The 19,331-nt window shown below is 63.5% G+C and carries 19 protein-coding genes; 11 read left to right on the top strand and 8 right to left on the bottom strand.

Annotation, left to right across the window (positions count from 1 at the left end):
* Positions 1-42: 42 nt before the first annotated feature.
* Entirely contained in the window at positions 43-1,287 is a 1,245-nt protein-coding gene (locus tag EGO55_RS16025; protein WP_021688363.1) for an MFS transporter, read from the top strand.
* Here EGO55_RS16025 and EGO55_RS16020 read toward each other — a convergent pair.
* Both EGO55_RS16020 and EGO55_RS16015 read right to left on the bottom strand, forming a co-directional pair.
* A complete protein-coding gene (locus tag EGO55_RS16020; protein WP_021688364.1) occupies positions 1,275-2,816 on the bottom strand; it encodes a phospholipase D-like domain-containing protein in 1,542 nt (513 codons plus the stop codon). The two genes, EGO55_RS16025 and EGO55_RS16020, sit on opposite strands and share 13 nt — an antisense overlap.
* Before the next feature lie 160 nt (positions 2,817-2,976).
* Positions 2,977-3,324: a PepSY domain-containing protein gene (locus EGO55_RS16015; protein ID WP_021688365.1), complete on the bottom strand. Its 348-nt coding sequence runs from the start codon at positions 3,322-3,324 to the stop codon at positions 2,977-2,979.
* Between the two features lie 134 nt (positions 3,325-3,458).
* On the opposite strand from EGO55_RS16015, the gene EGO55_RS16010 reads away from it, so the two are divergent.
* From EGO55_RS16010 to EGO55_RS16000, 3 genes are read left to right on the top strand one after another with little or no spacing between them, the layout of a single operon-like run.
* Positions 3,459-3,815: a PepSY domain-containing protein gene (locus EGO55_RS16010; protein ID WP_021688366.1), complete on the top strand. Its 357-nt coding sequence runs from the start codon at positions 3,459-3,461 to the stop codon at positions 3,813-3,815.
* A 3-nt stretch (positions 3,816-3,818) separates the two neighbouring features.
* Positions 3,819-4,478, top strand: a complete 660-nt coding sequence (locus tag EGO55_RS16005; RefSeq protein WP_021688367.1) for a response regulator transcription factor — start codon at positions 3,819-3,821, stop codon at positions 4,476-4,478.
* Between the two features lie 3 nt (positions 4,479-4,481).
* Positions 4,482-5,819 (top strand): sensor histidine kinase, encoded by a 1,338-nt coding sequence (locus EGO55_RS16000; RefSeq protein ID WP_021688368.1) that lies wholly within the window; start codon positions 4,482-4,484, stop codon positions 5,817-5,819.
* Here the strand turns inward: EGO55_RS16000 and EGO55_RS15995 are convergent.
* A complete protein-coding gene (locus EGO55_RS15995) occupies positions 5,811-6,947 on the bottom strand; it encodes a hypothetical protein (protein ID WP_021688369.1) in 1,137 nt (378 codons plus the stop codon). The two genes, EGO55_RS16000 and EGO55_RS15995, sit on opposite strands and share 9 nt — an antisense overlap.
* A 422-nt stretch (positions 6,948-7,369) precedes the next feature.
* Between EGO55_RS15995 and EGO55_RS15990 the strand changes: the two genes are divergently transcribed.
* Positions 7,370-8,329: a complex I NDUFA9 subunit family protein gene (locus EGO55_RS15990; RefSeq protein WP_021688370.1), complete on the top strand. Its 960-nt coding sequence runs from the start codon at positions 7,370-7,372 to the stop codon at positions 8,327-8,329.
* 41 nt (positions 8,330-8,370) lie between these two features.
* On the opposite strand, the gene EGO55_RS15985 is transcribed toward EGO55_RS15990, so the two are convergent.
* Complete coding sequence (locus EGO55_RS15985) at positions 8,371-8,817, bottom strand: NfeD family protein (protein ID WP_021688371.1); 447 nt, start codon at positions 8,815-8,817, stop codon at positions 8,371-8,373.
* The gene (locus tag EGO55_RS15980; protein ID WP_021688372.1) at positions 8,817-9,851 is read right to left on the bottom strand and encodes an SPFH domain-containing protein; all 1,035 of its coding nucleotides are present in this window, start codon (positions 9,849-9,851) and stop codon (positions 8,817-8,819) included. The genes EGO55_RS15985 and EGO55_RS15980 overlap by 1 nt, the downstream gene beginning before the upstream one ends.
* 153 nt (positions 9,852-10,004) lie before the next feature.
* Here EGO55_RS15980 and EGO55_RS15975 point away from each other — a divergent pair, with 153 nt between their 5' ends.
* Positions 10,005-10,469, top strand: a complete 465-nt coding sequence (locus EGO55_RS15975) for a protein tyrosine phosphatase family protein (RefSeq protein WP_021688373.1) — start codon at positions 10,005-10,007, stop codon at positions 10,467-10,469.
* A gap of 19 nt (positions 10,470-10,488) precedes the next feature.
* Here the strand turns inward: EGO55_RS15975 and EGO55_RS15970 are convergent, their stop codons facing one another.
* Positions 10,489-11,499, bottom strand: a complete 1,011-nt coding sequence (locus EGO55_RS15970; protein WP_021688374.1) for an NAD(P)H-dependent flavin oxidoreductase — start codon at positions 11,497-11,499, stop codon at positions 10,489-10,491.
* 274 nt (positions 11,500-11,773) lie between these two features.
* On the opposite strand from EGO55_RS15970, the gene katG reads away from it, so the two are divergent.
* The 3 genes from katG (at position 11,774) to EGO55_RS21010 (ending at position 15,884) form a co-directional block, all read left to right on the top strand.
* Complete coding sequence (gene katG / locus EGO55_RS15965) at positions 11,774-13,981, top strand: catalase/peroxidase HPI (RefSeq protein ID WP_021688375.1); 2,208 nt, start codon at positions 11,774-11,776, stop codon at positions 13,979-13,981.
* Positions 13,982-14,229: 248 nt separating this feature from the next.
* Positions 14,230-14,847 (top strand): hypothetical protein, encoded by a 618-nt coding sequence (locus tag EGO55_RS15960; protein ID WP_021688376.1) that lies wholly within the window; start codon positions 14,230-14,232, stop codon positions 14,845-14,847.
* Positions 14,844-15,884: an OmpA family protein gene (locus EGO55_RS21010; RefSeq protein ID WP_021688377.1), complete on the top strand. Its 1,041-nt coding sequence runs from the start codon at positions 14,844-14,846 to the stop codon at positions 15,882-15,884. Before EGO55_RS15960 ends, EGO55_RS21010 begins: the two co-directional genes overlap by 4 nt.
* A 69-nt stretch (positions 15,885-15,953) precedes the next feature.
* Here EGO55_RS21010 and EGO55_RS15950 read toward each other — a convergent pair whose 3' ends face one another.
* Positions 15,954-16,388 carry a nuclear transport factor 2 family protein gene (locus tag EGO55_RS15950; RefSeq protein ID WP_021688378.1) on the bottom strand — a complete coding sequence of 145 codons (435 nt, stop codon included), beginning with the start codon at positions 16,386-16,388 and terminating at the stop codon, positions 15,954-15,956.
* Positions 16,389-16,648: 260 nt separating this feature from the next.
* Between EGO55_RS15950 and EGO55_RS15945 the strand changes: the two genes are divergently transcribed.
* Together EGO55_RS15945 and EGO55_RS15940 are read left to right on the top strand one after the other, a co-directional pair.
* The gene (locus EGO55_RS15945; RefSeq protein ID WP_021688379.1) at positions 16,649-17,077 is read left to right on the top strand and encodes a UrcA family protein; all 429 of its coding nucleotides are present in this window, start codon (positions 16,649-16,651) and stop codon (positions 17,075-17,077) included.
* A 108-nt stretch (positions 17,078-17,185) separates the two neighbouring features.
* On the top strand, positions 17,186-17,935 hold the full coding sequence (locus EGO55_RS15940; RefSeq protein WP_021688380.1) for an alpha/beta fold hydrolase: 750 nt from the start codon (positions 17,186-17,188) through the stop codon (positions 17,933-17,935).
* A gap of 70 nt (positions 17,936-18,005) precedes the next feature.
* On the opposite strand, the gene EGO55_RS15935 is transcribed toward EGO55_RS15940, so the two are convergent.
* Positions 18,006-19,262, bottom strand: a complete 1,257-nt coding sequence (locus EGO55_RS15935) for an aspartate kinase (protein ID WP_021688381.1) — start codon at positions 19,260-19,262, stop codon at positions 18,006-18,008.
* Positions 19,263-19,331: the final 69 nt, after the last annotated feature.

The following is a 19,331-nucleotide window of genomic DNA, read 5'->3' as shown; positions in this document are numbered from 1 at the left end:
GGCAAACAGCCCGGAACACATTATTTTCAAGGTTAAACACACATGACAGCCGATGGCGCGGAACAGGGCGAACGATTGACGCGCCAGCATTTCATTACCCTTGCCCTGCTGGCGGTGGTGGTGATGTTCGAAGGGTTCGATGTCAGCGCGACCAGCGTGGTCCTGCCCTATCTCAGCGAGGAATTCGGCACGCCCATCGAACGGCTGGGCGAAGCACTGGCCGTGATCGCCCTGGGATCGATGGGGGCATGGATTCTGTTGCGGCTGGCCGACCGCTTTGGCCGCCGCCCGATGTTACTGCTGGCTGCGGCAGGCTTTTCACTGGGATCGCTGGCAACCGTACTGTCGACCGATGTTCCGTCCTACACCGGTATCCAGTTCGTTACGCGGGCGCTGCTCGTCAGCCAGGTGGCGTTGGCCTATCTCATGGTCAGCGAATCCCTGCCGCCCAAATTGCGTGGCCGGGCCAACGGCCTGCTTGGTGCGATGGGCAGCTTCGGCGCGGCGCTGCCGTTCCTGACCATTGCGCCCGCGCTGGAGACTCCGCTCGGCTGGCGCCTGCTGTTCGTGATCGGGGCGGCCCCGCTGGTGATGATGCCACTGCTGTTCTGGCGCCTGCGCGAAACGCCGATCTGGCTGGCCGCGCGCGACCGCGGACTGCCCCGCCCCTCCGCGATCGCGGAACTGAAGCAACTCACCGCCCCCGGTCTGCGCCTGTCCTTTATCGCGATGAGCCTGCTGTGGTTCATTATCAATTTCGCCAGTTCGGTGGGCGGGCTGTTCTTCACCCTTTATGTCGTGAAGGAACGGGGCTGGCCGGCAACCGATCTGGCCATGATTGCCCCCTTCGGCCTGATTGGCGCCTTTGTGGGCTATATGGGAGCCGGCCTCCTGTCGGATGCGATCGGACGTCGCTGGACCGTTTGCCTGCTTGCCGGGCTGCTCGGCCTGCTGACCATGCTCTGCTATGCCTCGACCGACTGGAAGGCGATTGCAGCAGGCTTTATCGGGCTGCAGGCGATGCTGGGAATCTGGGTCGTCGGCTACACGTTGAACAGCGAACTGTTCCCCACGGAATTGCGCGGTGCGGCCAATGGCTGGTGCAACAACCTGATCGGGCGCTGGGGCGTGGTCATTGCTCCGGCCGTCATGGGGTATCTCAGCGCGCGGGTCGGCGGCATTGGCCCGGCGGCAACCGGGCTGGCCGTCACAGCCTGGCTTGCGATACCGATCATGCTGTTCATGACCCCTGAAACGAAAGGGCGCAATCTCGATCAGGCAGTCTGACGCCGCCTGCGAAACCCGCGCCATCTGCGGATGCTGTGCCAGCGTTTGCGCAGCCCCCGCTCGGATATAGGATCGAGAAAACCTTCTGCATTTTCAGGATCGAGCAATTCATTTTCGGCAATGAACTTGTCGAACGGACCCGGCTTGATCAGATCGAGCAGATCCAGCGTCTTGCCCTTGCCGCGCAGCGCCTCGATCGCATCGATCAGCGAATCATGGCGTGCGAACGCGTCGGCAAAAGTCTGTTCATCAACCCCCAGATGTTCGGCCAGCAAGCGCGTCCGCACGCGCGCGATGTCCGCTGGGGTATCCCGATTGGCCTCCAGTGCGGCATCGATAATCACATCGCATTCGCTGTCCAACCCGAGCGAACGGTTGTTGAGATTGGAGGACCCGACCCGCAGAAACCGATCGTCGACAATCGCCACTTTGGCATGCACGTAGATGTCATTTCCGCCCTGGGTGACCGGGACATATATCCGGAAGCGATTGTTCGGGTCGACCTTTCCGATCGCCCGCGTCAACTGTACCCGCGCGGCATCCATCGCCATCTGTTCCAGCCAGCCATGCGCCTGACGCGGCATGACCATGACGATTTCGGGCGGGTTCGCCTCTTCCATCCGGTTTGCCACGGCCGCCGCGATCTTGGGTGAGGTGAAGTACTGGTTTTCCAGATAGATGAACCGCTTGGCCGCCGCGATCATATCGAGATAGAGCATCTCGATCTCGCGCACCTCCTCGACCTCACGATACTCCGCGCGTGTGCGGGCAATGGCGACATCCACGTTCTCGAACTGGACCGTCAGATCGTCGGGCCACAGTTCCTCGTGCTTATCGGACAGCCGGGGCAGTTCGCTTTCCGTTGCCACGGCCCAGCGATCCCGCCCCAATTCGGCCAAAGCGCCAGCCACAGGCCCCGCCAGCAGCATCGTAACATCGTGCCACGGCGTGTAGAGTTTGCCGTTGGGCAACCGCCGGTTCGGATCGTCATCCAAATGCTCGGGCGTGTCCCAGCGCGCGGTGGACATATCGATCCCGCCGCACACGGCGAAACAATCGTCGATCACCACGATTTTCTGATGATGGCTGCATCCCGCTGGATGCGCACTGTCATAACGAAAATCGATCGCTTTGGTCCGTTCCCAGCGCCACAGCATCCAGACCGCACCGGGATGCAGGAACTGCTTCTTGGCGCCGAAGCTCCATTTCAGGATATCGATATCGCGCGCCGGATTGGTTTTGGCGAGACGGAGGAAGAACTGACCCAGCGTTTCCGCATGCTTGCCCTTTTCCGGTTCGAGGCTGATGCGGGTGTCGAAATCCCAGCCGAGAATGAGAATGCGTTCCTTCGCCTTGCTCATGACTTCCTGAATCAGATGATAGTAATTCGCCGCATCGACCACTACAGCCGCAGAGCGGGCAGGCGCAATCTTCCAGCAATTTCTGCCTGGAACCACGATCGGCTGCAGCGCCTCTTCACCCCCGGAAACCTGCGCCCCTTCCCGGTCGCTATCAGCCGTATCGGCCATTGCCACCTCCCCTTGTTCATGCGTCACAAGGTACAACAAACAAAGGCGTTGTTTGTGTCCGCAGAAGGGACAGACAGGGGCATATTTCGCAAAAATCAAGGAGGGAGCCTGTTCGACAGGCGCCCTCCCGATGGCTCAGATACGATGATCAGTACAGCAATCAGTCGCGATCGCGCTCTACCCGCAGAACCTTCTGCCCTTTGGCATCCATCGTCACATCCAGTTCGCGCCCTTGCGCGTCATACCCTTCCACTTCGATGCGGCCGTCATCGCGTTCCACTTCGGTGACCCGCACCAGGCCAGCCTTGCGCAAGGCCGCTTCACTGGGCCGCGGGATCGGGCCACGCACACGGTGATCATCATCGTCATCATCCCAATGTGCACCGGCCCAGAAATCGCCCGCCACCTGTTTTACCGCAGCGGGGGTATTGGCAATCGCCCCGGTTGCGGCAAGGCCCCCGGCGATCACGGCAACAGTGGCGGCACCTGCAATAACAAACTTTTTCATGATCGGTCCTTTCCATCGGAACGCCGCCCCACTGGCGCCGTCCATACCGAATCATCTAGCTGGGTGTGCCTGACGCCCTCGCCACGCCGACCGTCAGTTTGCTGTCAGGTAAGATCGGCATAATAAGGGGTTCCATGGCGAACCGCTCCCGTCTCATGCCCCTTATCGCGGCCTTGCTGCTGACCGGCGCGTGCGATTCCGCCAGCCGGTCCGACACGCCCAACCCGCCCGCGCAGCCACCCGCCAAAGCACAGCCCGCCATCGCAAAACCAGCGGCTGGTGCGGCACCGGGCGCACCGGCACCCGACCGGATGCCGCTGGCCCGCATACTCACGATTGTGAAAGCCGATACGCCGGGTGAGGTGATCGAAGTGGATTACGACGATGACGATCACAAATACGAAATCACCGTGCTCACCCCGGTGGGCCGATCGATAGAGCTGGAGATCGACGCCCGGACCGGGGCAATTCTCGACCGCGAGGAGGACTGACCGATGCGCCTGCTGCTGGTGGAGGATGATGACATCATCGCGCAGGGCGTGGCTATCGCGCTGACCCAGGCCGGTTTCCGGGTGGAACGGGCCAGCGATGGCGACACCGCGTGGATCATGGGCAATGACGAGGATTACGATGTCGTGGTGCTCGACCTCGGCCTGCCGCGGCGTGACGGGTTGAGCGTGCTGAAACGCTGGCGCGAAGATGGGCGGCAGTTTCCGGTGATCATTCTTTCCGCGCGCGGGGGGTGGCGGGAAAAGGTCGAAGGCATCGAAGCGGGTGCGGACGATTATCTCGCCAAACCGTTCGAGCCGGGGGAACTGATCGCCCGGGTGCGCGCCCTGATCCGCCGCAACGCGGGCCTTGCCGAATCCGTGCTGGTTTTCGGGCGGCTGGCGCTCGACACGCGGCGCATGCAGGCCAGTGTCGATGGCACGGCGCTGTCGCTGTCCCCCCTCGAATATCGGCTGATCGACGCCCTGGCGCACAGCGGTGGGCGGCCGCTTTCCGCCGGGACGATCTCCGAAATGCTCCACGGGGTCGAAGCGGTCGAAGCCAATGCGGTGGAAGCGCTGGTGGCGCGGTTGCGGCGCAAGCTTGGCCCCGGCATCATCGAAACACGGCGCGGCTTTGGCTACTGTCTGGCGGACGGGGATTAGGGCTTGCTGCGTTCGCTCAATCTCCGGCTCATGCTTTATGCGGGGGTCACCATCGCGCTGGCGCTGGCTGCGGCATGGGCCATTCTCAGCCTGCTGTTCGAACGGCATGCCACCAGCCAGCTTCAGACCAGTCTGGAGAATCAGGGCCTGTCGCTGATCGCGGGTCTTTCGCTGCAAGCGGATGGCCGTCCCGCCCTCACCGCACCGCTGCCCGATCCACGGTTCCACCGTCCGGCCAGCGGCCTGTACTGGCGCATCGCTGCCCCTGCCGGGGATATCCGGTCACGCTCGTTATGGGATGGCGCAATCGCCCCGCATGATCCGCCGCCCGCAGCGGGATGGGGCGCGGAAGAAATCACGGGCCCGTTTGAACCGCATATTCTGCTGGTCACGCGCGCGGTGCAGCTCGATCCGGGCAGCCCGCGGATCACGGTGCAGGTCGCCTCGGACATGCGCCCCGTATCCACCGCACAGCACCGGTTTTCACAGGAACTGGCGCTCTATCTCGGCATCTTGTGGATCGCGCTGACACTGGCCTCGTGGTTGCAGGTGCGGTTGGGCCTGCGCCCCTTCGGCCGGTTACGCGCCGAACTGGGGGCAATGCAGCGCAACCCGGCGGCGCGGTTTCAACCGGCGCAGCAGTTGCATGAGGTCGAGCCGCTGACCGATGCGATCAACGCGCTGGCAGACCGCCGCGCGGAGGATGTCGAACGGGCCCGCCGCCGCGCGCGCGACCTTGCCCATGCCCTGAAAACACCGATCACCGCCCTGCGTTTGCAGATCGACAGTCTCGCGCCTGACGAGACACAGCGCAACATGATGCAGAGCCTCGCGCTGCTGTCGCACGCGATCGAAGGGGAACTGGCGCGCACCGGCACGGCCCCGACACACGGCTTCGTGCCCGCGCGCGCGATTGTCGACCGCCTGATCGCGGTGATCAACCGCACACCCGATGGCCAGCGGATCGTACTGACCAATGCCATCGCGGACGATCTCGTCATCCCCCTGAACGAGGATGCGGCGCTGGAGGCGCTGGGTGCCATTCTCGAAAACGCGGCGCGCCATGCGGCATCCCGTGTCACAGTTGCTGGCGGAACAGAGGGGGCCAGAACGGAGGGGCGCGCCGTCTGGCTGACCATCGACGACGATGGCCCCGGCATTCCCGCACACTTGCGCCCCACCGTGATCGATCGCGGTGTCAGGCTGGACCAGCGGGGTGCGCAACATGGCCTCGGCCTTGCGATCGCCACCGATTATCTCGGCACCAGCGGCGGCACGCTTGAACTGGCGGACGCACCCGGCGGGGGATTGCGCGTCCGCCTGTCATGGCCTTTAATCTAGCGCCTTAGCGGCCCTGTGGGGCAAAGTGACGCGGGCCACGCAATCGCTGCGGAGCGAACCCAGCCATAGCGCATTTCCGGTTTTCAGCCCCACCGTGGCCGCGCCGAAACGGTCCGATCCTTTGCCATCGTAGAGCGGTGTGACCGCCAGTGTTTCCGGATCGATCACCGCCGCGCGATAGGGAATGGCGCAGGCCGATCCATCGCCAAAGGCGCAGGCGATCACCTCCTGTTCGGTGGCGCGCTGCCCGGTTGCGATCAGGGTTCCGTCATCGCCCCAGCGGATATTGTCCGCCTTGAAGCCCAGCTTTGCCGTGACCGGTTTGCCGCGTGCCGGATCGAGCGGTATGCGCGTCACGCTTTCGCCGCTCCACGCATTGACATAGGCCCACTGGCCATCGCGTGACAGTTCGATGCCGTTATTCCCCGGCAGGGCGCTATTCGCCACCGGCGCCCAGCCCTGTTCACGCGTCCATGTCAGCACCAGCCCTTTCTGTTGCCCGGCAGTTTCGCCATCCCATTCATGCCCCTGCTCAGCCGGTGGGCGCTGTGACAGGGCGTAGAACGATGGCAGGCGCGCGGTCCCGGCGTTCGAGGCGGACAGCACCAGCGTGCCATCCGCCTGCGCCGCAATCGCATTGGTCATCACCGTGTCCGGGGTCAGCACGCAGCCGATCCATTGCAGCACGGGCGTGCCGGACGTGATGGCCGCGCGGAAGATCTCGATCGATTCCCGCCCGCCGTGATTGACGGCATAAATCCTGTAGGCGCCATCGGGCCCGAGGGCGGCGTTCACCCCGTGGGCCGAAAATTGCGCCGGTGATACAGGCCCGGGGCACGCATCATAGGGGGCCTCTGGCCGGGCATCGGCGGCCATCGCCAGTTCAGCCTTGTGGATGCGGTTGGTGCGGGTATCGATCAGATGCAGCCCGCCCCCCTGAAAATAGCGATCCCCCATCCCACCGCCGACAATCCACGGGGTACCGCGCAGTGCGGCCATGTCTTCCACATTGGCGGCGCCGCAGACCAGCGTGATCGGGGTGGCGGCAGCCTGCACCTGCGCCGTCCAGCATCCCACCATGGCGACATAACCCACCAGTTTCACTGTCTTATGCGGCAACCTACTCATCTGCCCTGTCCTCCCGGCTATAACCGGCGCAGAGTAGCGGCATCGCACGCCCCGCTGCACCACAAAAAAAGGGCGGCCCGTAAGCCGCCCGTGACCAGAAGATTTGGGGTACTAGGATCAAGTTGGGGGGGACAACAATTGCGCACCACATTTGGTTACCCAACCCTCATCGCCCCCAATCGTTAAGAGAATCTAAACCACAAGGTGAACCGCCGTTGTCACGCGATCAGTCGCGCCCATGCGCCCTGGAGAGGGACAAATTCGGAGCGCACAGGCGATCCGGGCGCCCGTTTGCCCCCGGTTTACAAAGAATCCTTCCGACCGACGGAAACGGGTGCGTGCCACACCTTGCGATGTGCGACGGCTTGCGGCATGGCGACAGGCTCTAGTGCAATCGGAAACACAGGCTGGACCTGCATATCATGGCGAACACGGATCCGCTTAACGGCAAATTGGTAGTCCTTCTCGGCGGCAGCGGCCTGCTTGGCTCGCATATCGCGCAAGATCTGCTGGCCCGCGGTGCCCGGCTGCGGATCGCCGCGCGCTATCCCGAACGGGCGTTTCGGCTCAAGCCGCTGGCCCAGCTCGGCCAGATGCAGTTCGCACGGTTCGATGCCAGCAAGCCGGAAACCATTGCCCCGCTGCTGGCAGGGGCCGATGCCGCCGTCTATCTGGTCGGTGCGTTTTCGGGCGATCTCGATGCCTTGCAGGCCAGCGGTGCCGGCCATGCCGCCCGCGCTGCCAAGCAGGCTGGTGTCGCCGCATTCACTTATGTTTCGGCAATCGGCGCCGATGCTCAGTCCGAAGTCGCCTATGCCCGGACAAAGGCGGAAGGCGAACAGGCAGTTCTGGCCGCTTTCCCCGAAGCGACCATTCTGCGCCCTTCGGTTCTGTTCGGCGAAGACGACAATTTCATCAACCGCTTTGCCGGGCTGATCACGCGCTTGCCGGTCATGCCCGTTTTCGCCCCCACGGCGAAGCTGCAGCCGCTGCATGTTGACGATGCGGCCCGTGCGGTCGGGGCGGCGCTGGCCGATCCGGCGGCCCATGGCGGCAAGACATACGAAATCGCCGGACCCGAAGCGGTCGACATACTGACGCTCAATCGTGCGATTGCCGATGCGCAAGGCCGCCAGCGGGTGTTTGCCGCACTGCCGGATGGCGTATCGGGCGCGATCGCAACGCTGACCGGGTGGCTGCCCGGTGCGCCGCTTACGCGCGACCAGTGGCATTTGCTGAAGGCTGGCAACACGCCGTCAGGCCAGTTCCCCGGCATCGGCGCACTGGGCGTTACCCCGCGCCCGCTGGAACTGTTCCTCAACCGCTGGATGGTGCGTTTTCGCAAGCATGGCCGTTTCGGCTCCGCCGCCAAAATGGCCTGATCGCGCGGAAGGTTCCGACCCGGTTGAGGCCGGGTCGCGTTTCACGCAACCGGTTCTACCAGCAGGACCACACCATCGCTTCCGGTGATGCGCACCCGCGTGCCCGGTGGGCAATCGGGGCCACGCGCCAGCCATTCGCTATCGCCATGATGCACCCGGCCACTGCCGTTTTCGATCCCCTGGGTGACAGTGGCCGCTTCACCGACCAACCGCGCGCCGCGGCGGTTCATCGCCGGATCGGCAGCTTCCACCGGATTGGCCCGCAGGTAATTGCGCCCCAGAAACACCGCGACAATCGCCAGCACCGCAAAAATGACGATCTGCAGTGCGAAGCTGATCGGTAGCAGCCATACCGCAACGCCGGTAATCAGCGCCGCGCCCGCCAGCCAGATCAGGAAGAATCCCGGCACGGCCATTTCAGCCGTTGCCAGTATCAACCCCAGCGCCAGCCAGGCCCAATGCGGATCGAGATCGCTGAACGGCTCCATCACGCACCACCGCCTGACGATGGCGGCACTGTCGGCCGGGGAATGACCGGGCTGGACGGCTGCGCAGGCTGCCGACGCGGCGCAGCGCCACGGCCCGGATCGCCCCCGCCGCCGCCATTGTTGCCCCCGCCGTTACCCAGCGCATCCTTGACCAGTTCGCCAATGCCGCCCAGCGTGCCGATAAGATTGGTCGCCTCTACCGGGAACAGGATGGTCTTCGCATTGGGCGAAGTGGCGAACTGCGACACCGCTTCGGTATATTTCTGCGCCACGAAGTAATTGATCGCCTGGCTGCCGGATTCGGCGATGGCCTCGCTCACCATATGAGTGGCGCGCGCTTCGGCCTCTGCCTCGCGTTCGCGGGCTTCGGCATCGCGGAACGCGGCTTCCCGCCGTCCTTCGGCCGAGAGGATCTGCGACTGCTTTTCCCCTTCGGCGCGGAGGATTTCCGCAGCCCGCAGGCCTTCCGCCTCGAGAATCTGGGCGCGTTTTTCACGTTCCGCCTTCATCTGCCGGGCCATGGCATTGGAGATATCGGCAGGCGGGCGGATATCCTTGATTTCCACGCGCGTGATCTTCACGCCCCAGGGCGAGGTCGCATGATCGACCACCGACAGCAGGCGTGCGTTGATTTCATCGCGCTTCGACAATGTCTCGTCGAGATCCATCGAGCCCATCACTGTACGCAAGTTGGTGGTGGTGAGCTGCATGATCGCGAGATAGAGGTTCGACACCTCATACGCCGCCTTCCCCGCATCCAGCACCTGAAAGAACACCACCGCATCGACGCCCACCATGGCGTTATCGCGCGTGATGATTTCCTGGCCCGGAATGTCGAGCACCTGTTCCATCATGTTGACCTTCTGACCGACACGATCGACGAAGGGAATGATCACGTGGAGCCCCGGTTCGGCCGCCAGCGTATATTTGCCGAGCCGTTCGATCGTATAGACATAGCCCTGCCGGACGACGCGGACCCCCATCAGCAGGAAAATCACGACAATCGCCACAAGCGCTACCAGAAAACCGCCCATCCGGCCCTCCCCAAGATGCAAAACAAGGGGCGCATGGTAACGTGCGGTGCGTTTGCGGCAAGCGTCATCTGGCCCGATGATGGCGCGCTTGCCCCGGCTGCCCCTTGTATGGGACATATCCTGTCCCCGCGTTGTCCAAAATCGGAGAGAAAAGTGGCAGCCGACCCCGAAGATATCGTGAACTGGCAAAGGCTTGACCCGCAAACGACGACATCGGGCCTGCTGCGCGCCAGTGATGTTCCCCTGCTTTCCGCAATCGGAGTCTGCCACGTGATCAATCTGGCGCCCGACGACAATCCGCTTGCCCTGCCGGACGAGGCGGGGCTGCTGGCACAAGCGGGCATGAATTACACGTACATTCCCGTGCCGTTCGATGCCCCGACCGAAGACCACTACGCCGCCTTTGTGCAGGCACTGGACCAGGCGGACGGCCCGGTGCATGTGCACTGCATCGCCAACTGGCGCGTTTCAGCCTTTTTCTACCGCTATCATCGCGATGTGCTGGGCATGGCGGACGATGATGCCCGCGCCCTGCTGGAACGCCAATGGACCCCGGAAACGAGCGACAACCCCAGTGCCCCGCAATGGGCGCGGTTCATTGCCAGCCCCGAGGATTAGTAACCCCGATAACCGGAGCTTAGCGGCGGGAAAGGGCTGCTTCGCTTTCGGCCAGAACTTCCGCGATGATATCGGCGACGGGTTCTTCCTTCGAAACCATGCCAACCGACTGGCCCGCCATCAGCGAACCGTTCTCCACATCGCCATCGATCACCGCCCGGCGCAGGGCCCCGGCCCAGTAATGTTCGATCAGCAACTGGGCTTCGCCCATTTCGACTTTGCCTTCGTCCAGAAGCTGGGCAACCTCGCGCTGTTTGGCGGTGAATTCTTCGGTGCCCTTGTTCTTCAGCGCACGAACCGGGATGACCGGCAGGCGCGGATCGACTTGCACGCTGGCCACGGCATCGCGCGCATTGGCGCGGAAAAACGCCTGCTTGAACGCCGGATGGGCAATGCTTTCGCTGGCGCAGGCAAAACGGGTGCCCAGTTGCACGCCGACCGCACCCATTTCGAGATAACCCGCCATCGCTTCGCCCCGGCCGATTCCGCCCGCCACGAACACGAGATAGTCATCCGCCAGCGCGGGCAGGAATTCCTGTGCCAGCACACTGGTGGCCACCGGCCCGATATGGCCACCGGCCTCCATCCCTTCGATCACCAGCGCATCACCGCCCGAACGCAGCAACTTCTTGGCCAAGGCCAGCGTGGGGGCAAATACGATAACCTTGGCCCCGAACGCCTTGATCGCCTCGACGCTGCCCTTGGGCGGAATACCGCCCGCCAGCACCACATGGCCGACTCCATGCTTGGCACAGACGGCAATCAGGTCGAACAGTTGCGGGTGCATGGTGATGAGATTGACCCCGAACGGCTTGTCCGTCAGCGCCCTGGTCCCCGCGATTTCCGCGTCGAGCAGTTCGGGCGTCATCGCACCGCAGGCAATCACCCCGAAACCACCGGCATTGGAAATCGCGGATACGAGATTACGTTCCGATACCCAGCTCATCGCCCCGCAAAGAATCGCATGTTCGCTACCCAGGAATTCCGCGCCGCGACGCATAAGGGCGGTGGTCTTGGGGTATGCGCTCATCGGGGCTCCGTTCATCAACTGGCTCAGTTCGACGCGCCTTAGGACGGCCCTTGTTGGCGGGCAAGCCACGACAGGCATTGTCCTGCGTTTTCTGGCGCGGCCCGGCCATGGGGATGCCGCTTCCATACTTCGACATCGCAACGGTATCGGTCGCGGCGCACAATCGTATTTATTGATAAGTAATATGAAAACAATCGGCTTTGGCAATGATTGGTCAGGGTGTAACAAAGGCGTTCTACACAGCCGCATCCCGATGCAATAGAGGAGAGATACCATGAACGCGGAAAGCAAATGCCCGATGAGCGGCGCCAAAAGAGCTTTGCTCGGGCGCACGAATCGCGATTGGTGGCCCAACCAGCTCTCTCTCGACATCCTGCAGAAAAACGGCCTGTCCAGCGATCCGCAGGGCGATGGTTTCAATTATGCGCAGGCGTTCCAATCGCTCGATTACGCAGCGGTAAAGCGCGATCTGCACACCCTGATGACGGATAGCCAGCCGTGGTGGCCGGCTGACTATGGCCATTATGGCCCGTTCTTCATCCGCATGGCCTGGCACAGCGCGGGCACCTATCGCACCGGCGACGGGCGCGGCGGCGCCAATTCCGGCAACCAGCGCTTCGCCCCGCTGAACAGCTGGCCCGACAACGCCAATCTCGACAAGGCCCGCCGCCTGCTCTGGCCGGTGAAGCAAAAGTACGGGGCCAAACTGTCGTGGGCCGATCTGATGATTCTGGCGGGCAATGTCGCGATCGAATCCATGGGCGGCCCGGTGTTCGGCTTCGGCGGCGGTCGCGCTGACGTGTTCGAACCGGAAAAGGATGTCTATTGGGGCACCGAGGAACAGTGGGTCGGCCAGGAAGGCAACCAGACCCGCCTTCAGCCCGACAAGAACATGGCGCTGGAAAACCCGCTGGCGGCGATCCAGATGGGCCTGATCTACGTCAACCCCGAAGGGCGCGGCGGCAATACCGATCCGCAGCAATCGGCCGAAGATATTCGTGAAACCTTCGCCCGGATGGGCATGAACGACGAGGAAACCGTCGCGCTCACCGCTGGTGGCCACACCTTTGGCAAATGCCACGGCGCGGGCGATGCCGCGAAAGTCGGCGCGGAACCCGAAGGCGCGGATATCGCGCAGCAGGGCCTCGGCTGGCAGAGCGGGCACGAAAGCGGCTTTGGCGATCACACGATCACCAGCGGGCTGGAAGGGGCATGGACCCCCACCCCGACGCAGTGGGACATGAGCTTCTTCCACATGCTGCTCGACTACGAGTACGAACTGGTAACAAGCCCGGCCGGTGCAAAGCAGTGGCAGCCGGTCAACCAGGCGCCGGAAGATCTCGCGCCCGGCGCCCACAGCCCGGACCGCCGCCTGCCGACGATGATGACCACGGCCGACATGGCGCTGAAAGTCGATCCGGATTATCGCAAGATTTCCGAACGTTTCCGCGCCAACCCGGATCAGTTCGCGGATGCCTTCGCTCGTGCATGGTTCAAACTGTGCCACCGCGACATGGGGCCGCGTGCGCGCTATCTCGGGCCGGACGTGCCCGCAGAAGACCTGATCTGGCAGGACCCCCTGCCCAAGGCGGATTACGCCCCGATCGACGCTGGCGATATCGCCGCGCTGAAAGGCACGTTGCTGAACAGCGGGCTGAGCGTTGCCGATCTGGTGCGCACGGCATGGGCTTCGGCCTCCACCTATCGCGGGTCGGACTATCGCGGCGGCGCCAATGGTGCGCGCATCCGCCTTGCCCCGCAAAAGGACTGGGACGTCAACGAACCGGCCAATCTCGCCCGCGTGCTGGGCGTGCTGGAAGGGATCAAGGCTGACTTCGATGCCTCCGCCGCCGGTGGCAAGAAAGTCAGTCTGGCCGACCTGATCGTGCTGGGTGGTTCGGCTGCGGTGGAAAAGGCCGCGCAGGATGGCGGACACGCTGTCAGCGTGCCCTTCACCCCCGGCCGGGTCGATGCCGATGACGCGCACACCGATGCGGACAGCTTCGACGTGCTCGAACCGCGTGCCGATGGCTTCCGCAATTACCTGCAGGTGCGGTTCAATGTCCCGACCGAGGAACTGCTGGTCGACCGTGCGCAATTGCTTGGCCTGAGCACCCCGGAAATGACCGTGCTGGTCGGTGGCCTGCGCGTGCTGGGCGCCAACCATGGCGGTTCGAAACGCGGCGTGTTCACCAGCCGCGAAGGGCAGCTGACCAACGACTTCTTCGTCAACCTGCTCGATATGGGCACGGCGTGGAAGCAGGTCAGCGAAGAGAGCGACGAGGAATTCGTCGGTACCGACCGCGCCAGCGGCGCAGAGAAGTGGACTGCAACCCGCACCGATCTGGTGTTCGGTTCCAATTCGCAACTGCGCGCCGTGGCGGAAGTCTATGCCTCGGCCGATGCCGGGGACAAGTTCGTGAAGGACTTCGCCGCCGCCTGGACCAAAGTCATGAACGCGGACCGTTTCGACCTCGCCTGACCGGCGCGGATCGCAACAGCGGCGTCATCTCCGGCCGCGCAGAACAGCCCCTCCGCCCCCGGTCGGAGGGGCTTGTTTGTTTTGGGCCTGCTTGGTTCCGGGCAACGCAAGTCCATGAATGCGCTCTATTTATCGCTCCCGGCGCACGGCCTGCCGCTTCCGCGTTATCGCGCCCGATCACTTTATGCAGCATGCATGCTCTGGGCACTTCTGATCATCACCACATCGTTCCGGAAAGGAAACCCGCCATGCGCGTTCTCAAGCTTGCCACCATCGTGGCTCCCGTTGCGCTCGTGCTGGCCGGCTGCAACCTGAAGGAAGAAAAGGATGCCGGGGCCGCGCCAGAAGCTGCCACGGATGGCCCCGGCGCAGCAGCGGCAACGCCCGCGACATCCAGCCTCTGGAACGATGGAAACGCGAAAACGCTCGACATTCAGGTGCCGCATTCCAATGGCACTGTGCTTCAGCTCACCTCGCTGAAATCGCAGCCGACCGCGACTGTGGTCGGGGTGCGCGTGATGAACGGGCGGGATCGCGACATCGAACTCAACCGCTGGAACAACCGCCAGGGCTATATCCTGCTCGACAACGGCGAACGGCTCTACATGTCCCCCCCGGCCAGCAACCCACGGCTTTCGATCCCCGCCGGGCAAAGTTTCGAAGGCGAACTCGTGTTTCTCGGCCGCCTGCCGCCGGTGCAATCGGCGATGCTCGTGCTTAACGAAAACGCCGACGTCGACAACCAGTACACCACGACCCCCGGTTTCCGCATCGATCTTCCGGTTACCGCCTCGTCGCCCGCTGCCCCTGCCACACCCGCACCGGCAGCACCCGCACCGGCCGCTGCGCCGGGAGCAGCACAATGACGCGGTGGCGCCCCGTTTTTCGGCCGCTGATCGCCATCGCGGCGCTTGGCGCGCTCGGCGCATGCGACGGGTTCTCGCTGCCGTTTACGGGTGGCGGGGTCGCGCTGGATACGCAGATCACCCACCCGGCCGCAGTGGTGGTGCAGGTCCGTTCCATCCGCAGTTCGGGTGACCGGACACTGGTGGAACTTCACGTGCTCAACGGCAGGGACGGCGAGATCAGTTTCAACGCCTCGAACGAACGCACCTATCTCCTCACCGATTCCGGCGAGAAACTGTTGCTGGTGCCCGCAACGGCCAATCCCGAACTGAAGGTTCCGCCGAACAAGGCCATGGATGCCGCGCTCGTCTTTGCCGGCAAATTGCCCGGTTCGGGCAAAGTCGTGCTGTTTCTGAATGAAAGCGGCAGCCGGGACAACGCCTACACCACGACACCCCGGTTCGAAGCCACGCTGCCGATCGACGGCGCACGCGGCGGCGGCGCGATCCCCGAAGCCTCGGCCATGTCCAATATGGCCAGCCTGCCCACGTCAAAAATCGGTCCGGTGCGGCAGGATGGAACCGCTCTGGGCGCAAACGGCACGCCCGCCAGCACCTTGCAGGCCGTCGACAAGCTCAAATCCGATCTGGGTGCGGTCGACACCGACCGTGGGACGGTGGTTTCGCTGCCGGGCGATGTCACGTTCGAATTCGACAAGGCCGCGCTGCGTAGCGATGCCCATGTGACGCTGGACCGGGTGGCGGAGCTGATCAAGGCTGCGGGGGATGGCGAGATCAGGATCGAAGGGCACACCGATGCCAAGGGTGACGATGCCTATAACAAGCGCCTGTCCGAACAGCGCACCGAATCGGTAAAGGCCTATCTTGTCGGGAAAGGCATTGCCGCCGACCGGCTGAAAACCATTGGCCTGGGCGAACTGCGCCCCGTCGCCCCCAATGCGAAACCGGATGGCACCGACGATGAGGAAGGGCGCCAGCGCAATCGCCGGGTGGAAATCATCCTGCCCAAAATCGCAGGGCAGCCCGCCGCACAATAAGGCCGGGCATCAGCGCCTGCTCTGTTCGATCCCATGCCCCCGTGCGATCAGCGCACGGGGCGGCAGGCTCTAATCCATGTGATAGTTCGACGGCCCGAAATAGGCGTCCATCGCAGCGATCAGCCCATCATCGTTAAACTGCATCACATCGAGCGTATCCACGCGCAGCGGTTGGCCGTTGCTGTGCGTGCGCACAACCAGTGCCGCCGCGGCGAGATTGCCCGCCACGCGCACGGCGCCTTCCAGCCGCATGTCCATCGGACAATCCATGGCATCGAACGCCATCTGGTACCAATCGCGAATGGCCTGCCGCCCCTGCACCGCAGGCCCGGTGACCGGATCGCGCAACACGGCGTCTTCCGCATAGAGCGCCGCGACGCCATCGTCGTCGCAATCGCTGAACAATTCGGTGTAACGCACGAAAACGTCCCGAATATGTTCAGCAGGCAACGCGCCAGCCTGTCCGGCGAGCTGCCCTTTCGCCATTTCCGGTAGCTCAGGCATATCCACTCCATAAATCTCGAAATTATCGGCGCTTGCTTTGCGCGCAGGCGGGCCAGCCGGTCAAGGCGACAAATTGTCGCAGGATCGGTGATTGGCGGTTTACGTAACACGCCCGGCGATGAACGGCCGGATTGCCGCGCCGAGCCGTTGGTCTGATGCACGCAACACTTCACCACTCCCGCAGGAACGTTAATCTATTAATTTTATTACAAATTTATCGAGATATTCCAATGCACCACCAGGATGAGAGGAACTTCGAGATGAACCGCATAAATCTGCTATCCGCTGCGATGTTCTGCATCGCCCCGCTCGCCCTTGGGGCCTCTGCCGCGCTCGCAGAGACGGCGCCTGAAGAAATCGTGGTGACCGGCCAATGGGGTAAAGTTCCCGACAGTGTACAATCGCTGTCACAGGCCGTCAGTTACGCCGACCTCGACCTGAGCACCGCTGCCGGGCACAAGGAATTAAAGCACCGGATCGATCTGACCGCCCGTTTTCTTTGTGACAAACTGGGGGAAACCGATACGACAATCCCACTTGTCCCGTCCTGCAGGCAAGCCGCGATCAAGGACGCGATGAGCCGGGTGGACACCTTGGCCGCCTCGGCCGCACCGCGTGGGACCACCTGGGTCCGCCCGCCAGCCTGGGAAGCCCCCTACCCCGCCGACTGGTCGACACGCTACCCCTGAACGCCCTTCCCTGCCCCTGACCCAGTCGCATCGCGCGTTGCGGATCGGCATGTGCGCCGTTAGGCTCCCACCCAACGGCACGTGCCGCAGGGGTGGAGGAGAGCAAGCGTGGCCAAATTCGTGCTGATTCACGGGATGTTTCATGGTGCATGGTGCTGGGATCGGCTGGTTCCGGCCTTGCACGCCATGGGTCATGAGACCATCGTGCCCAATCTCGCCGGGTGCGCGGGCGATCCGACCCCGCCCACCGCATGCACGCTGGACCGCTGGGCCGACGATGTCGCCGCGCAGATCAGGGCGCAGGGCGATGCGGTGATCGTTGTCGGCCACAGCCGCGGCGGGCTGGTGACCAGTCAGGTCGTCGAAAACGCCGCGGATCAAGTCTTGGCGGCTGTTTACCTCGCGGCGGTGCTGATCCCCGATGGCACGGCGATGACCGGCATGGCGGACCTGCTCGAACGGTCGGGATACGCCTATGGCATGGCCGATTTCCCCATGCGCTTCAGCGACGATGGCCTGTGGGCCTATCCACCCGATCCGGACACGTGGTTCCATGAAGGGTACAGCGATGCCGACCGGGCATGGTCCCATGCCCATATCGCGCCGGAACCGACCATGGCGATCATGGCCCCGCTGCATCTGAGCGCGGACCGTTACGGGCAGGTGCCCCGCTTTTTCATCGAAACGCTGCAGGACAAGATCATGCCGATCGCCACGCAGCGCGCGCTGGCGCAGATCAGCGCCCCTGTCGAAACGCTGACACTCGACACCGGCCACATGCCGACCGTGACCCATGTGGCGGAACTGGCCGGCATGCTGGACGCAATCTCACGCCGCGTGCCTGCGGCTGCGGGATAATTGCAGAAACGACAAAAGCGCCCCATCTCTCACGAGAAAGGGCGCTCTTTTCCGGTAAAACCGTATGAAATCAGTCGGCGTCGAGACCGTAGGCAGTGTGCAGGACGCGCACGGCCAGTTCGGTTTCATCGGCGTCGATCAGCACCGAAACCTTGATTTCGCTGGTCGAGATCGCCTGGATATTGATCCCGCGATCGGCCAGCGTCTTGAACATCGTGGCGGCGATACCGGCATGGCTGCGCATGCCAACACCCACGACGCTGATCTTGGAGACCTTGCTGTCGGTGATCATGCGGAAGAAGCCGATGTCATCCTTCTGGCCTTCCAGCAGAGCCTGCGAACGTTCCAGATCGGCCTGCGGGACGGTAAAGGTCACGTCGGTCTCGCCCTTGTCCTTGGCGATGTTCTGGATGATCATGTCCACATTGATATTGGCCGCCGCCAGCGGGCCGAAAATCGCGGCAACCGCGCCGGGGCGGTCGGCAATGCGGGTAAGGGTGATCTTCGCCTCGTTCTTGTCGGCGGCGATACCGGTGATCAGCTGGCGTTCCATATCGAGTCCTTCCAGTTCCTCGTCGCTGACGATCATCGTGCCGGGCAGTTCGTCTGCCAGCGGGGCATCGTCGTCAATGAAGGATGACAAAACCTGCACGCGCACCCGCTCTTTCATGGCGAGGCTGACGGAACGCGTCTGCAGGACTTTCGAGCCGACCGAAGCCAGCTCCAGCATTTCTTCGTACGTGACATTGGGCAGCTTGCGCGCCTTGGCCACGATCCGCGGGTCGGTGGTGTAAACGCCATCGACGTCGGTGTAGATGTCGCAGCGGTCAGCCTTGACCGCAGCGGCCACCGCCACAGCGGAGGTATCCGAACCGCCCCGCCCCAGCGTGGTTACCCGGCCTTCGGGCGAAATGCCCTGAAACCCCGGAATGACCGCGATTTCGCCAGCCGCCATCGATGCCACCAGCGCGCCGGGATCGAAATCCTCGATCCGGGCCTTGGCATGGGCACTGTCGGTCTTGATCGGCACCTGCCAGCCCAGCCAGCTGCGCGCCTTGCAGCCCATCGCCTGCAGGGTCATCGCCAGCAGGCCCGACGTGATCTGTTCCCCCGCAGCCACGACAACGTCGTATTCCGCGGGATCGTACAGGGCATTCGCCTCGCGGCAGAAGCCCACGAGCCGGTCGGTTTCCCCGGCCATTGCCGACACCACCACGGCCACTTCATGGCCGGCGGCCTGTTGACGGCGCACGATATTGGCGACGCGCCGGATACGTTCCGTCCCCGCCATCGAGGTGCCACCGAATTTCATCACTATGCGAGCCAAGCTTACGCTCCTGTTTCTGGGACATGCCAGCTGCTGGAATCAAATCCGCCGCGCTGTTAGGGGTGCGGG

This window comes from Caenibius tardaugens NBRC 16725 (genome assembly GCF_003860345.1).
In the GTDB taxonomy this organism is placed as follows: Bacteria; Pseudomonadota; Alphaproteobacteria; order Sphingomonadales; family Sphingomonadaceae; genus Caenibius; species Caenibius tardaugens.
This window is presented reverse-complemented; position numbering and strand designations above follow the sequence as displayed.